General features: G+C 60.8%; 18 protein-coding genes. 13 read left to right on the forward strand and 5 right to left on the reverse strand.

Annotated features, from left to right (window positions below):
* Positions 1–30: 30 nt before the first annotated feature.
* Positions 31–945, reverse strand: a complete 915-nt coding sequence (locus tag ACR0AD_RS10210; RefSeq protein ID WP_480487182.1) for a DMT family transporter — start codon at positions 943–945, stop codon at positions 31–33.
* Positions 942–1820, reverse strand: coding sequence for a LysR family transcriptional regulator (locus ACR0AD_RS10215; protein ID WP_480487335.1), 879 nt, complete (start codon positions 1818–1820; stop codon positions 942–944). Before ACR0AD_RS10215 ends, ACR0AD_RS10210 begins: the two co-directional genes overlap by 4 nt.
* A gap of 119 nt (positions 1821–1939) precedes the next feature.
* Between ACR0AD_RS10215 and ACR0AD_RS10220 the strand changes: the two genes are divergently transcribed.
* On the forward strand, positions 1940–2521 hold the full coding sequence (locus ACR0AD_RS10220; protein WP_480487184.1) for an FMN-dependent NADH-azoreductase: 582 nt from the start codon (positions 1940–1942) through the stop codon (positions 2519–2521).
* A 72-nt stretch (positions 2522–2593) separates the two neighbouring features.
* Complete coding sequence (locus ACR0AD_RS10225) at positions 2594–3331, forward strand: aspartate/glutamate racemase family protein (RefSeq protein ID WP_480487186.1); 738 nt, start codon at positions 2594–2596, stop codon at positions 3329–3331.
* Here ACR0AD_RS10225 and ACR0AD_RS10230 read toward each other — a convergent pair whose 3' ends face one another.
* On the reverse strand, positions 3332–3862 hold the full coding sequence (locus tag ACR0AD_RS10230) for a prolyl-tRNA synthetase associated domain-containing protein (protein WP_480483787.1): 531 nt from the start codon (positions 3860–3862) through the stop codon (positions 3332–3334).
* 87 nt (positions 3863–3949) lie between these two features.
* Here ACR0AD_RS10230 and ACR0AD_RS10235 point away from each other — a divergent pair, with 87 nt between their 5' ends.
* A complete protein-coding gene (locus ACR0AD_RS10235; RefSeq protein ID WP_480483788.1) occupies positions 3950–4465 on the forward strand; it encodes a hypothetical protein in 516 nt (171 codons plus the stop codon).
* Between the two features lie 3 nt (positions 4466–4468).
* On the opposite strand, the gene ACR0AD_RS10240 is transcribed toward ACR0AD_RS10235, so the two are convergent.
* The gene (locus ACR0AD_RS10240) at positions 4469–5356 is read right to left on the reverse strand and encodes a sulfotransferase domain-containing protein (protein WP_480487187.1); all 888 of its coding nucleotides are present in this window, start codon (positions 5354–5356) and stop codon (positions 4469–4471) included.
* Positions 5357–5614: 258 nt separating this feature from the next.
* Between ACR0AD_RS10240 and ffh the strand changes: the two genes are divergently transcribed.
* The 10 genes from ffh to trmD all read left to right on the forward strand — a co-directional run bounded on the left by ffh (position 5615) and on the right by trmD (position 11942).
* Positions 5615–7123 (forward strand): signal recognition particle protein, encoded by a 1509-nt coding sequence (gene ffh / locus ACR0AD_RS10245; RefSeq protein WP_209506127.1) that lies wholly within the window; start codon positions 5615–5617, stop codon positions 7121–7123.
* Positions 7123–7677, forward strand: a complete 555-nt coding sequence (locus ACR0AD_RS10250; protein WP_480487189.1) for a GNAT family N-acetyltransferase — start codon at positions 7123–7125, stop codon at positions 7675–7677. The genes ffh and ACR0AD_RS10250 overlap by 1 nt, the downstream gene beginning before the upstream one ends.
* The gene (locus tag ACR0AD_RS10255) at positions 7674–8216 is read left to right on the forward strand and encodes a GNAT family N-acetyltransferase (RefSeq protein ID WP_480487191.1); all 543 of its coding nucleotides are present in this window, start codon (positions 7674–7676) and stop codon (positions 8214–8216) included. The genes ACR0AD_RS10250 and ACR0AD_RS10255 overlap by 4 nt, the downstream gene beginning before the upstream one ends.
* Positions 8213–8509 carry a chorismate mutase gene (locus tag ACR0AD_RS10260; protein WP_209506121.1) on the forward strand — a complete coding sequence of 99 codons (297 nt, stop codon included), beginning with the start codon at positions 8213–8215 and terminating at the stop codon, positions 8507–8509. Before ACR0AD_RS10255 ends, ACR0AD_RS10260 begins: the two co-directional genes overlap by 4 nt.
* A 122-nt stretch (positions 8510–8631) precedes the next feature.
* The gene (gene rpsP, locus ACR0AD_RS10265) at positions 8632–9021 is read left to right on the forward strand and encodes a 30S ribosomal protein S16 (protein WP_209506119.1); all 390 of its coding nucleotides are present in this window, start codon (positions 8632–8634) and stop codon (positions 9019–9021) included.
* A gap of 12 nt (positions 9022–9033) precedes the next feature.
* Positions 9034–9669, forward strand: a complete 636-nt coding sequence (gene bluB / locus ACR0AD_RS10270; protein ID WP_480487193.1) for a 5,6-dimethylbenzimidazole synthase — start codon at positions 9034–9036, stop codon at positions 9667–9669.
* A gap of 6 nt (positions 9670–9675) precedes the next feature.
* Positions 9676–9825: a hypothetical protein gene (locus ACR0AD_RS10275; RefSeq protein WP_209506115.1), complete on the forward strand. Its 150-nt coding sequence runs from the start codon at positions 9676–9678 to the stop codon at positions 9823–9825.
* Positions 9818–10321 (forward strand): ribosome maturation factor RimM, encoded by a 504-nt coding sequence (gene rimM / locus ACR0AD_RS10280; RefSeq protein ID WP_267365325.1) that lies wholly within the window; start codon positions 9818–9820, stop codon positions 10319–10321. Before ACR0AD_RS10275 ends, rimM begins: the two co-directional genes overlap by 8 nt.
* Complete coding sequence (locus ACR0AD_RS10285; protein ID WP_480487195.1) at positions 10321–11136, forward strand: hypothetical protein; 816 nt, start codon at positions 10321–10323, stop codon at positions 11134–11136. The genes rimM and ACR0AD_RS10285 overlap by 1 nt, the downstream gene beginning before the upstream one ends.
* Entirely contained in the window at positions 11133–11942 is an 810-nt protein-coding gene (gene trmD / locus ACR0AD_RS10290) for a tRNA (guanosine(37)-N1)-methyltransferase TrmD (protein WP_480487197.1), read from the forward strand. The genes ACR0AD_RS10285 and trmD overlap by 4 nt, the downstream gene beginning before the upstream one ends.
* Positions 11943–12067: 125 nt before the next feature.
* Here trmD and ACR0AD_RS10295 read toward each other — a convergent pair whose 3' ends face one another.
* A complete protein-coding gene (locus tag ACR0AD_RS10295) occupies positions 12068–12868 on the reverse strand; it encodes a glycoside hydrolase family 25 protein (RefSeq protein ID WP_480487199.1) in 801 nt (266 codons plus the stop codon).
* Between the last annotated feature and the right edge of the window lie 238 nt (positions 12869–13106).

Here is a 13106-nt window from a genome sequence, read left to right on the forward strand (position 1 = left end):
ATCCGTTCCGGTTTCAGACCGGAAGCGGCCTTATTCAGCTGCCCGGCGTTGAGGGCTGGGGCGCGGGGCCTCTTCTTTCAGCAGCATCAGCAGGGCAATGACCGTCAGCGCCACACCGCCCAGGATCAATCCCGTCGGGACAGGTTTGCCCAGCGCGATTTCCCACAGGATCACCCAGCTTGGCACCAGATAGGTATAGGCCATGACCTTGGCCGACGGCAGCCGAAGCGAGGAGAATTGCACCAGAACGAAACTAGCCGCTGTTGCGAAGAATGAGATATAGAACAACCCGATCCAGACGATGGCGGGAAGGGCTGCCCATTCGGTCGCCTTCAGGTCGGACCAGCCGAACAGGACCAATAACAGGCACCCGGCAACCAGCGTTCCGAACGTGAACACGACGGCAGGTTCTCCGCGGTTCAGCCTGCGGATCATGGGGGTGTAAATCGCGTGCGCGACACATCCCCAGAAATAGATGATCTCGCCCCCGCCGATCTGGAAGGCGCGGAACATCTGCCAGTCGGCCCGAAAGATCACCCATAGCGCCCCAATCGCACCGATGGTCAGGGCCATTGCCATGCGCGGCGTGGTGATCTGGCGCAGCAGGACCCAGCCCGCAATGGCCGAGACAACGGGGGTCAGGGTGAAAACCGCGGCAGCGCTGACCGGCGGGGCGGTTTGCAACCCGTAAAACATCAGGACAAAGTATGTGGCGAACAACCCGCCCAGCACCAGAAACCGCCAGGGCGCCTGCGCGGCACTGCGGGGCAGACCGGTTGTCGCCAATGCCGCCACACCAATCACCACAGCCGCGATGGCAAAGCGCACCGCGTTCAAGGCAGCAGGGGCAATTTCGTTGGCAATCATCGACCCAAGCGAGAAACTGCCTGCAACAAGGGCCGAAAAAGTCAGCATGGCCAGATGGCCGCGCATCTGCGGATTCATGGGCACCAGCCTTTGGAGGCCTCTTTCAAAAAACTCAGGAACGTTTGCACCTTGGTGGTTCGGTGCAGGTCCACATGGGTCACCAGCCACAGGTTGCCGAACCATTCCGGAAGCGGGTCGATCACTTCGACCAGAGTGTCATGACGGGCGGCCTCCCAACGGGCCATAAAGCCGATACCGGCACCGGCCAGAACGGCCTCGCGCATACAGAAATTGTTGGTGCAGCGAAAGGTGATGCGGTCGGCGGATACCGTGTTGCGCAGCCACCGGGTGAACGGCGCGCGGCTGCTTTCATCGTCAGAGCTGACGAAGTGGTGGTTTCCGAAATCCTCGATGCCCGAAGGTTTGCCGTGCCGTTCGATATACGAGATGCTGGCATAGAGGCCGACTTCTTCCTGCCGGAAGGGCTGCACAACGTTGTCGGGTTGATCCGGGGCCGATCCCGCACGGATTGCAACATGCGCCTCGCCATATTCCAGCCGGAACAGACGGTCTCCGGTCAGGTAGCGCACGATCAGCTCGGGGTGCATCTTTTGAAATTCGGTCAGCGTCGGCACCACCAATGGCGCGATGGAGCCCAGCGACGTCACCACCAGTTCGCCGGACACATCGTCACCGCGCCCCTTCATCCGGCCGACAAGCTGGTTGAACTGGTCTTCGGTAGCCTGCGCCACGCGCAGCAAATCGTCGCCCGCTTCGGTCGGGGTGTATCCCCGCGCATGGCGCTGGAACAGTTTGACACCCAACCGGGCCTCGATCGCGTCGATGTGGCGGATCACCGTGGCGTGGTGCACGCCCAGAACCTCGGCGGCACCGCTGACGGTTCCCATGCGTGCCACCTGATAGGCGGTCCTCACCTCATCCCAATTGTCCATCGTCACACCGCTCTGTGCAATTTCCAACAATAACTGTTGATGTATCCGAGTTTTGTTCGCAAACGCAACAGCCATATTGGGACCAGAACAAGATTACCCTGACCTTAAGGACCCAGAAAATGGCTAAAACCATCCTGCATATCGACGCCTCTGCCCGCCGCGTTGCTTCGACCACCCGCGACCTGTCTGACAGCATCGTCCGGCAGTTGGGTGCGGACCGCATCATCCGCCGCGACCTGGCTACCCCCCTGCCCCTGCTGACCGAAGACTGGATCGCCGCCAACTTTACCCCTGCCGAGCAGCGCGACGACCTGCAGCGCGACCGGCTGGCCCTTTCGGACGCGCTGGTGACCGAATTGCAAGAGGCCGATACCATCGTTATCGGCCTGCCGATCTACAACTTCTCGGTCCCCGCTGCATTCAAGGCCTGGATCGACCTGGTCGCCCGCGCGGGCCTGACCTTTTCCTATTCGGAGAACGGCCCAAAAGGGTTGCTGGAGGGGAAACGCGCCATTCTGGCAATCGCGTCGGGCGGTACTGCCGTCGGATCCGAGATCGACTTTGCCACCAACTATGTGCGTCACGTTCTGGGCTTTATCGGCATCCATGATGTGGCGGTCATCGCCGCGGATCAGATGGCGGTGAACCCCGAAGCCGCGCTGGAAAGCGCCAAAAAGGCGGTGACAGAACTGGCGGCCTGATCGCCTCTGGTCATTGAGCCCTGAAACGTCCAGTCTGCTGGTCAGATGGAACTGGCGGACTGGATGGCGCGCATGAAAAAGATCGGAATTCTGGGCGGTGTGGGCTGGGCCTCGACCGTGGACTATTACCGTGCCATTGCCGAGGGTGCCGGGCGTCACTTTGCGGCGCGCGGCCACGGCGCGCCCTTGCCGATCCCTGCCATGACCATCGAGTCCGTCACACAGGCCAAGACCCGCGCCTTGCGAGGTGTCGCCGGGGACGAAGCCAGCTGGGCGGCGTTTGATGCGGTGTTTCGCGACGCGCTGCTGACGCTGGAGCGCGCGGGATGCGATTTTGGCATCATAGCGTCCAACACCCCGCACGCGCGGCTGCACGCGATCAGACAGGGTGTTTCCATGCCCATCCTCAGCATTTTCGATGCAACGGCAGAGGCCACGGCCAGCACAGGTGTGTCAAACGCATTGGTGCTGGGAACAACCGTGACAATGCAGGCCACCAACTATGCGGATCGTCTGGCGGCCGAGGGGATCACCGCGAATGCGCGGCTGCCCGACTCCGAGATTTCCGAGATGCAGGCGATGATCGACAGTGATTTCTACGGTGGTGCCTCTGATGCGGCCCGCGCAAGACTGCTGGCCTTTTGCAACAAACATGCCCGTCCCGGAACCGCCATCCTGCTGGCCTGTACCGAGCTGCCGCTGGCCTTTCCAAAGTATCTGGATGACCCGGTATTCGAGGCCGATGGGCACCTGTTCATCAACCCGTCCGCCGCGCATGTCGCCGCCGCGCTGAAACTGGCGCTTGAGTGATCAGGGCAGCCACGTAATGGTGCAACCGATGCGATCGAAGAACGCCATCACGTCGGATTGTTTCATCACAACGGTACGGTCATTGACCAACGGGTGCATATAAATCACCTCGGCCCCTTGGGCGGCGGCGTCCATGAAGAATTGCACATTGTTCTGCACACCGTTGATCATCGCCAGCGGGCTGACCGCACCGGGGCGAATACCAAGGTTCTGCAACAGCCGGTCTGCCGACCCAAAGGACAGGGCGCCGACACCCAGTTCTGCGCCCAGCGCCTTTAGGTCAATCTCGCGGCTTTGTTCCAGCGTCACCAGGTAGTTGCGCTTTTTCTTGTCGCGCAGGTACAGGTTCTTGACCCGCAACGCGTTCTCGCCCGGCACCATGAACTGGCCTTCCACGGCCTTGGAGTCCTCGACCGTGCGCAAGGGAACATGGGTATGCAGGCGGTAGGGCAGCCCCCAGTCATCCAGCTGCGCCAACAGCGCGTCAGAACTGAGCGGCAATGTATCCTGAAATGTGGATGATGCGTCCATGGGGCCCTCCTGTTTGTAGCGCTCATCGCGCAACATGGCGGCGAATTCAAGCTGGGGCAGAGCAGAAAACGGTGTTAGCGTGCCGCCATGAAAGTCACACGAAACACTCCGACCCAACTGATCCTTGCCGACACGCCCTGGTTCATTGGAATCATGCTGGTCTTTTTCATATTGACCTTTGTCGGCGCAGGGCTGGTCATGGTCAGTGACGGCGGCGAGAATATCTGGTTCGGGCTGTTCTTTGCTCTAATCGGCGGCGGGCTAGGTGTCGGGGCGTTCTGCGTTTTCGTGCGGCGGGTTCAGGTCATTCTGGACCGCACAAAGAACCGCATTCTGATCCGCAGGCAGTCTGTCTTTGGCTATGAAGCGGTCGAGCATCAGCTGTCCAGCCTGTCCCATGCCGAAGTTGAAAGCTCGACTTTCCGCAGCGACAGCAGCAGTTCGACGCTGTATCGCCCGGTTCTGGTGCTGGACAAGGGAATGAGCGAAGGGCGTCATCCGATTGTCGATGCGTTCTCGAACGGGCGCGGCGCGCATAAACTGGTTGACGCGGTCAACGCATGGCTGCCCGCGCAGCAGGAAGACACGAAGGAACAGGCCTGACGATTACAGGACTTGTCCGTGCTCCAGCCAGGCTCGATCGGCCGGTGTCACCATTTCGGACAGGCGCGCGTCGTATCGGGCCATGTCATCGGCGGTCAGCTTGCCCTCCCATTTGTTGCTGGTCCCGGACGAGAAGAACTGCGCGTAGTCCTGAAACGCGCTTTTGAAACCAGGCTGCTGCGAAGCGCGCCGGGCGTTTTCCTTCATTGAACCAAAGCTTGCGGCCTCAGCGATATCGTCGATCATTTCTGGTGCGATCTCGGTCCCCAAGATGTTTGCGATCCGCGCCGCCTGCCCCGGCAAATCGCGGCTGAGTTCCGCGTAATGCAGGAAATGAATGTTTGGCAGATGCCGGAACGCGCGGAATGAACGGTAATGGTGGAGGTATGAGGCCAGTGTCAGATCGTCGGTGCCCTTTGACGAGGCGGGCCGGTCCAGAAACATCGCGAAGGCTTCGGAAAGATCATCTGGAAACAGGTAGTCCAGCCAGTCGTCTTTCATGTTTTCCACATGGCGGCGCAGCGAGAAATGCACGTCAACCGGATGACGATGCACCACCAGATAGGTCGCATCCGGGGAATAGGTGATCCCGTCCAATGGCGTGTGGGTCTTGATGCATCGCCTGTGCGTTTGTGCGGCAAGTATTCTGTCCTGCTCCTCACGATTTCTGAAACCGCAATCCAGCCAGGGTGAGACCGCGTTGTTGTACACGGCTGGATCCGCGGTTTTGGTGATCAGCATTCGTACCAGCGTCTGCGTCCACGTGGTGCCGCATTTGGGAGGCGTGCAGACAAAGATGTCGTCGGGACGGATTATGAAGTCGGACCAGATATCGGTATTCGTGACTTCACCGACATAATCCTTGGTGCGCTGCGGCAATGGTTGACTCATGACCAAACTCCAAAACTGACCCCGACCTTTGGACGCTACACCAAGTGGCCAGATGCTCAAAGCGTTTGCCTTGACTCGCAGCGCCCAGAGGCGTAGATGACCTCCAAACATCCGGAAGCGTCTTGATCTTCCGGTCCCTTGAGTCGTTCAGGGATCGCCCCCCACCAGCGAGTTTCGCCCGTGGGGGCGTTTGTGCATTTAACCGACGCATCCTATCTAGGGCGCGCCATCAGATAACCGGCTAAGGAGGCCGAAGGCATGTTTGAAAATCTATCCGAACGCCTTTCCGGCGTCTTTGACCGGTTGACCAAACAGGGTGCTCTGTCTGAAGAAGACGTCAAGACCGCCCTGCGCGAGGTCCGTGTTGCCCTGCTTGAGGCCGACGTCTCGCTGCCGGTGGCGCGTGAATTCGTCAAGAAGGTGCAGGACCAGGCAACCGGTCAGGCGGTGACCAAGTCGATCACCCCCGGCCAGCAGGTCGTCAAGATCGTGCATGACGCGCTGGTCGATACCCTGCGTGGTGAGGAAGACCCCGGCAAGCTGAAGATCGACAACCCGCCTGCCCCGATCCTGATGGTCGGTTTGCAGGGTTCGGGTAAGACCACCACCACTGGTAAACTGGCCAAGCGCCTGAAAGAGAAAGAGGGCAAGAAGGTCCTGATGGCCTCGCTCGACGTTTATCGCCCGGCGGCGATGGACCAGCTGGCGGTTCTGGGCGCGCAGGTCGGCGTTGATACGCTGCCGATTGTACCGGGCCAGAAACCCGTCGACATCGCCAAGCGCGCCAAGCAGCAAGCCACATTGGGCGGCTATGACGTCTACATGCTGGATACCGCCGGTCGCCTGCATATCGACGAAGTGCTGATGGACGAGGTCGAGCAGGTCCGCAATGCGGTTGACCCGCGCGAGACCCTGCTGGTTGTTGACGGCCTGACCGGTCAGGTCGCCGTTGAAGTGGCCGAAGAATTCGACGCCAAGGTCGGTATCTCGGGCGTGGTCCTGACCCGGATGGACGGGGACGGGCGCGGTGGTGCGGCGCTGTCGATGCGCGCAGTGACTGGCAAGCCCATTCGCTTTGTCGGTCTGGGCGAGAAGATGGACGCGCTGGAGACCTTCGAGCCGGACCGGATCGCCGGACGTATTCTGGGCATGGGCGACATCGTTGCCCTGGTCGAAAAGGCCCAGGAAACGATGGAGATGGAACAGACCGAGCGCATGATGAAGCGCATGGTCAAAGGTCAGTTCAACATGAACGACCTGAAAATGCAGCTGGAACAGATGATCCAGATGGGTGGCATGCAGGGCATGATGGGCATGATGCCGGGCATGGGCAAAATGGCCAAGCAGATGGATCAGGCGGGTCTGGACGACAAGATCCTGCGCCAACAGATCGCCTTGATCCAGTCCATGACCAAACGCGAGCGCGCCAACCCGCAGCTGCTACAAGCCAGCCGCAAGAAACGGATTGCAGCCGGTTCGGGGATGGAGGTCAGCGACCTCAACAAGCTGCTCAAGATGCACCGGCAGATGTCGGACATGATGAAGAAGATGGGCAAGATGGGCAAAGGCAAGATGCTGAAACAGGCCATGAAGGGCATGTTCGGCAAAGGCGGCCCCAGCCCCGAAGACATGGCAGCCGGCATGGACCCCAAGGCACTGGAACAGGCGGCCAAGGCAATGGGCGGCAAAATGCCCGGCGGACTGCCCGGCCTGGGCGGCGGCATGGGGCTGCCTCAGGGCCTGAGCGGGTTTGGCAAGAAGAAGTAATGAACGCCGTCGCCCAACATATCCCCCGGCTTGAAACCGAGCGCCTGATCCTGCGCGCGCCGTCCGAGGCTGAACTGGACGCCGATAGCGCGTTTTTCGCCAGCGATGCGGCGAAGTTCGTCGGCGGGCCACTGCGCCGGGATGAGGTCTGGCGACTGATCGCTTCGCTGCTGGGCCACTGGTCCCTGCGCGGTTACGGGTTCTGGAGCGCTGAGGAAAAAGCCTCGGGCACTTATGTCGGGCGGATCGGGCTTTGGTGCCCCGAAGGCTGGCCCGAACCCGAGATCGGCTGGACACTGATGAACCATGCCACCGGCAAGGGTTACGCGACCGAGGCGGCACTGGCCGCACGGTCTTATGCGTATGATGTTCTGGGGTGGGAAACGGCGATCTCGCTGATTGATCTGGACAATCATGCCAGCAAGGCGGTGGCGAAACGGCTGGGCGCGCAGTTCGAGTATCACTATGACCACCCCAAATTCGGCAAGTCCGAGATTTGGCGGCACCCCGCGCCTGCCGATCTGGTGAATGGCGGGATGGAGGCCTACGCATGACCGCGTTCACCATCCCCACCGTTGAAACCGAACGCCTGATCCTGCGTGCCCCGCATCTGGATGATCTGCCTGCGCTGACCGCATTCTTTGCGACCGAGCGCAGCCATTTGGTGGGCGGACCCCGGGACGCGCTGGAAAGCTGGGGCATGTTGGCCAGACGCCTTGGGCACTGGGCGTTGAAAGGATTTGGCCTTTGGCACCTGACCGAGAAATCCAGCGGTCGGTTCGCAGGCAACGTCGGACTGATTGACGCCCCCGGCTGGGACGAGCCTGAACTGGGCTGGACCGTGATGGAAGATTTCGAAGGCAAAGGGTTTGCCTATGAGGCGGCGCTTGCCGCCCGGTCCTATGCGGCGCGGCATCAGGGCCTGAACGGGTTGATTTCGTATATCGCCCACGAAAACGACCGCTCGCGCGCTTTGGCCGAACGGTTGGGTGCAACGCTGGAGCGCGACAATGCCGAACTGCTGGGCCAGCCCTGCCAGGTGTGGCGGCACCCCAAGATTGACGTTTCGACACCCGAAAGGACCGGCCAATGAACAACCCCGTGACACGCGCGGCTGCATTGCTGAAAGAGCATCGCGAAAGCATCGACCGGCTGGACGCGATCCTTGTCTATACGCTGGGCGAGCGGTTCAAACACACACAGGCCGTTGGCAAGCTCAAGGCCGAACACAACCTTCCCCCGTCCGATCCCTCGCGTGAGGCCACGCAGATCGCACGGCTTGAAGACCTGGCGAAAGAGGCCGATCTGGACCCCGATTTCGCCAAGGCTTTTCTGAATTTCATCATTCAGGAAGTCATCCGACACCACAGGAAACACCAAGGGTGAACCAGAGGTTCAGCAAGTTAGAAGTGAACCAGAGGTTCAACAAACACCAGAATTAACCGGAAAAGACACCGGCCAATCAAATACACGCCTCCGGCGTGATGCCATTCAAAGGAGATACCACCATGGCAATGAAAATTCGTCTCGCCCGCGCAGGCTCGAAAAAACGTCCGTTTTACCGCATCGTGGCGGCTGACAGCCGGATGCCGCGCGACGGCCGTTTCATCGAGAAACTGGGCACCTACAACCCGCTGCTGCCGAAAGACAGCGAAGAGCGTGTGAAAATGGACATGGAACGCGTTCAGCACTGGCTGGATCAGGGCGCCCAGCCCACCGACCGTATCGCGCGTATGCTGGAAGCAGCCGGCACCCGTGACAAGGCCGAGCGCAACAACCCCAACAAGGGCACCCCGGGCAAGAAAGCTCAGGAACGCGCGGAAGAGAAAGCTGCAAAGGCTGCGGAAGCTGCCGAAGCGGCTGCTGCACCGGCTGAAGAAGCGGCTGCAGAAGAATAAGCAGGCCGAAGCGTGCGGGATCAGACCTTTACTGACGCATTTCGCACGCAGTTCGATCTGTTGTTGCGGCTCCGGCGCGATGTGCGCCGGTTCCGCGGCGACGCAGTAGACGAGGCAGTGCTTGCGCGCTGCCTCGACGCGTTTCGGCTGGCCCCATCCGTGGGGCTGAGCGAACCCTGGCGCGTGATCCGCGTCGAAAGCGCAGCGGCCCGGGCTGCGGCGCTAAGGAATTTCCAAACCGCCAATGATGACGCCCTGGCGGGCTATTCCGGCGACAGGGCGCAGCTTTACAGCCGCCTGAAACTGTCGGGGATGCAGGAAGCGCCGGTGCAACTGGCCATCTTCTGCGACGACAACACCGACAAGGGAATGGGTCTTGGCGCGGGCTCGATGCCCGAGATGCGGCGCTATTCCGTGGTCTCTGCGATCACCCTGTTCTGGCTGGCCCTGCGGGCCGAGGGGCTGGGGCTGGGCTGGGTATCCATTCTGGACCCCGAACAGATGGCGCGCGATCTGGATGTGCCGGGCAACTGGCGTCTGATCGGGTATTTCTGTGTCGGATGGCCGGAACAGATCTCTGACACCCCCGAACTTGAGCAGGTTGGCTGGGAAAACCGGGCCGACAGCCTGAAGATCGAAACAAGGTAGGGCCGCATGTTCGGATTGATACGCCTTCCCATTCTGCTGCTGATCGCCTTTATTGTGGGCGTGTTCTTTGAGCGCAACAATCAGCGCGAAGCCTGCGAAGGGCTTGGCGAGTGGAGAAACGGGATCTGTTTGACGACGGGGGCTGCCAATGAATGATCTGATCTGCGTCGGCAGCGTCGCGGGGTCTTATGGTGTACGTGGTGAAGTGCGCCTGAAAAGCTTCTGCGCCGTTCCCGAAGATATCGAGACGTATTCGCCACTGACGGATGAAACCGGCAAGGAACGTTATCCGGTGGTTCTGACGCGTACGATCAAGAACGGTTTTGCCGCCCGTCTTGGCGGCGTCGAAACCAAGGAACAGGCGGATGCCCTGAACGGTTTGCGCCTGTTTGCGCGGCGCGATCAGTTGCCCTCGTTACCCGATGACGAGTTCTACCACACAGACCTGATTGGGCTTGAGGTCTATGACACCGGCGGCACCCTTCTCGGCAAGGTCAAATCCGTGCAGAACCACGGGGCCACGGACCTGCTGGAACTACACGGGCCGGGCCTGAAGGCGACGGTTCTGCTGCCGTTCACGATGCAGGTGGTGCCAACCGTCGATCTGGAACAGGGCCGCATCGTGGCCGACCCGCCCGAAGGCCTGATCTGATGCGACGTGTTCTGCTGCATCTGGGTTTTCACAAGACCGGCATGACGGCAGCACAGTCCTTTCTGCATGAAAACCGCGAGCTGATCTGGCCTCATTTCGCTCTGGTCCTTCCGTATAAGACCCGCAAGGCCGGTTTAAGCGAAGCGGCCACGCGCCATTCGATCTATCGACTGGATGACACGCTGGCGGGTTTTGGCGGTCAACTGCACACTTTTTTCGACGGTCTGGATTTCGGAGCACGCCGAGGATTGATCCTGAGCGAAGAGAATTTTCTGGGCCTGCGCCCCAGCAGGAACAAAATCGAAGGATACGGGGCCGCACCCGAACTGGCGGAAACGGTCGTCAGCGTGCTGCGCCGCCGTCTGGTGGGCGAAGAAACCGACATCACCGTCTACCTGTCGTTACGCAATCGCGATGTGTGGTTGCGCAGCCTTTGGGCCCACGATCTGCACCTGTCGCGCATGGTTCAGGACCTGGACGGCTATTGCGCTGATCTTGCGCACCTGCCATCGCTACAGAACACGGCAGACCGGATCAGGGACCGGTTGCCAACTGTCACGGTACGGACCGCGTGGATGGAAGCGCTGAAAGGCCACCACCTTGGATTGGGCGCACCATTTGCCGAATTTCTCGCCCTGCCACCCGGGAAATCTGCGCAGCTTGTGAAGCCCGTGCATGAAAGCCCTCAGCTGTCCGACGACGTTCTGAGGGAAATGCTAGCCCTGAACCGATCATCGCTGGACGAAGCGGCATTGATCACTCAGAAAAAGGCCCTGATTCGAACCGCCCAACATGAACTGGCCCGCCAGAAATGACTGACAAACCCGGCAAATCCCATGGTCGCAAGGCGATCCGGGCCACGCTGAAACCGCGTGAGCTGATGACACCCACCCCGGACCTGCACGGCGTCTGGAAAGCCAAGGTTATCACCCTGTTTCCAACTGCCTTTCCGGGCGTTCTGGGGGAAAGCCTGACCGGCAAGGCCCTGCAGGAGGGGTTGTGGCAGCTGGAAACCGTGGATTTGCGGCAATTCGGCGTCGGCAGGCATCGCAACGTGGACGACACGCCCGCCGGGGGCGGCGCGGGTATGGTTTTGCGGCCCGATGTGTTGGGCGAAGCCATCGAGCACACCATGGCGGGCATTCAGGGCAACTGGCCACTGATTTACCTCAGCCCGCGCGGGCGGCGCATGGACCAGCGCATGATGCAGACCCTTGCACGCTGCGATGGCATGACCCTGCTGTGTGGCCGGTTCGAAGGCGTGGATGAGCGCGTGCTGGAGCATTACGGTGTGCAGGAGGTCTCGTTGGGGGATTTCGTGATGACCGGCGGTGAGATTGCAGCACAGGCCCTGATTGATGCCACGGTGCGCCTGATCCCCGGCGTTCTGGGCAATCAGGCCTCGACCGAAGAGGAAAGCTTTTCCTCGGGCCTGCTGGAGCATCCGCAGTACACCCGTCCTGCGGATTGGAAAGGCCGCCCGATACCCGAGGTTCTGATGTCGGGCCACCACGGCCGCATCGCCGAATGGCGTCACAAGATGGCTGAGGACGTTACCCGCGAGCGGCGCCCGGATATCTGGGCCGACTATGAAAAATCCTGGTCGGATTCGTCTGAGTGATAGGCCGGATTGTTGCGCACTTGCCGCAGGTCTAGTGTGCGCAACGCCTTTGGGGAAGAGCGGGAGCGCCGGTTGGACCATCTGGTTGGCGGCGGCACTATGGAAACCTACGGCGCACCAAAGACCTAACCCCCGGCCTTCCATCTGGCCCAGACGTCTGGCGTGCCGTTGAAGGTGTTGATGTCTACCCGGCCCTGAACGCCTGGCACCAGACCGGTGCCGGTATATTGCCAGAACCGCCAGACCGCGCGGGGATAGACAGTGCGGGGGTGGCCCGCAACCGATCTCAACCAGAACTCGGTCTTGGGCAGGCGCCCGATATCGGTGTCTTCAAAGAAATCCACCGTGGTATAGACGATCGGGCGGCGGCCATAATGTCGTTCGAGAATGTCCAGAAAACGCTGCGCCTCGGCGCGGACGGTTCTGCCATCGGGTCGCAGCGTGCAGGTCTTGGAATGCGGCGTCCATTCCATATCCAGCACATGCGGCAGGTCTGCCCCTTTGGGCACGTTCTGGATGAACCAGCGGGCCTGTTCCCGGGCCGAACGGCAGAAATAGTAATAGTGATAGGCGCCCCAGGGCACACCAGCCGACTGTGCGCCGCGGCGGTGATCATCGAACAGGGGATCGGCCACGTCGCCGCCTTCGGTCGCTTTCAGAAACACAAAGCTGACGCCTGATGCCCGGGCCGTGCGCCAGTCAATCGGCCCCTGCCAGCGTGAAACGTCAAGGCCATGGATCGGGTATTGTCCGGGGTGACGCCCTTCCCAGTCATGGGGATCCGCGTCGCCGAAATCGGGGTAGATCACAAGCGGTGCTGTCCTGTCCACGCCCGGAACGGGTTCGACGGCCTGAGGTTTCGGGCCGCCCCGCCCGCAAGACATCAGCGCGACGGCCGTTATGGCCAGCATGAATGCCAATCGCATCATAGGGTCCTGTCTGAAATATCTGCTCATATTATTTGCCTCAGAATGCCTGATCTGGGCCGCTTGGCAACGCCTTACTTTCAGGCTGGCGGATTCCTACCGGCGCCTTGGGCAAGACAGGGCGTTTTTCCCTTGATCCCTGCCGGCAATACCCTTAAACGACCGCAATCCGGTGCCGCGTTCTGCGTCTCCGGTGTTTTGGTTTGCACCATGGCGTGACGTCCCGTTTTCTTCGGCA

The organism is Ruegeria sp. BH8 (assembly GCF_056538065.1).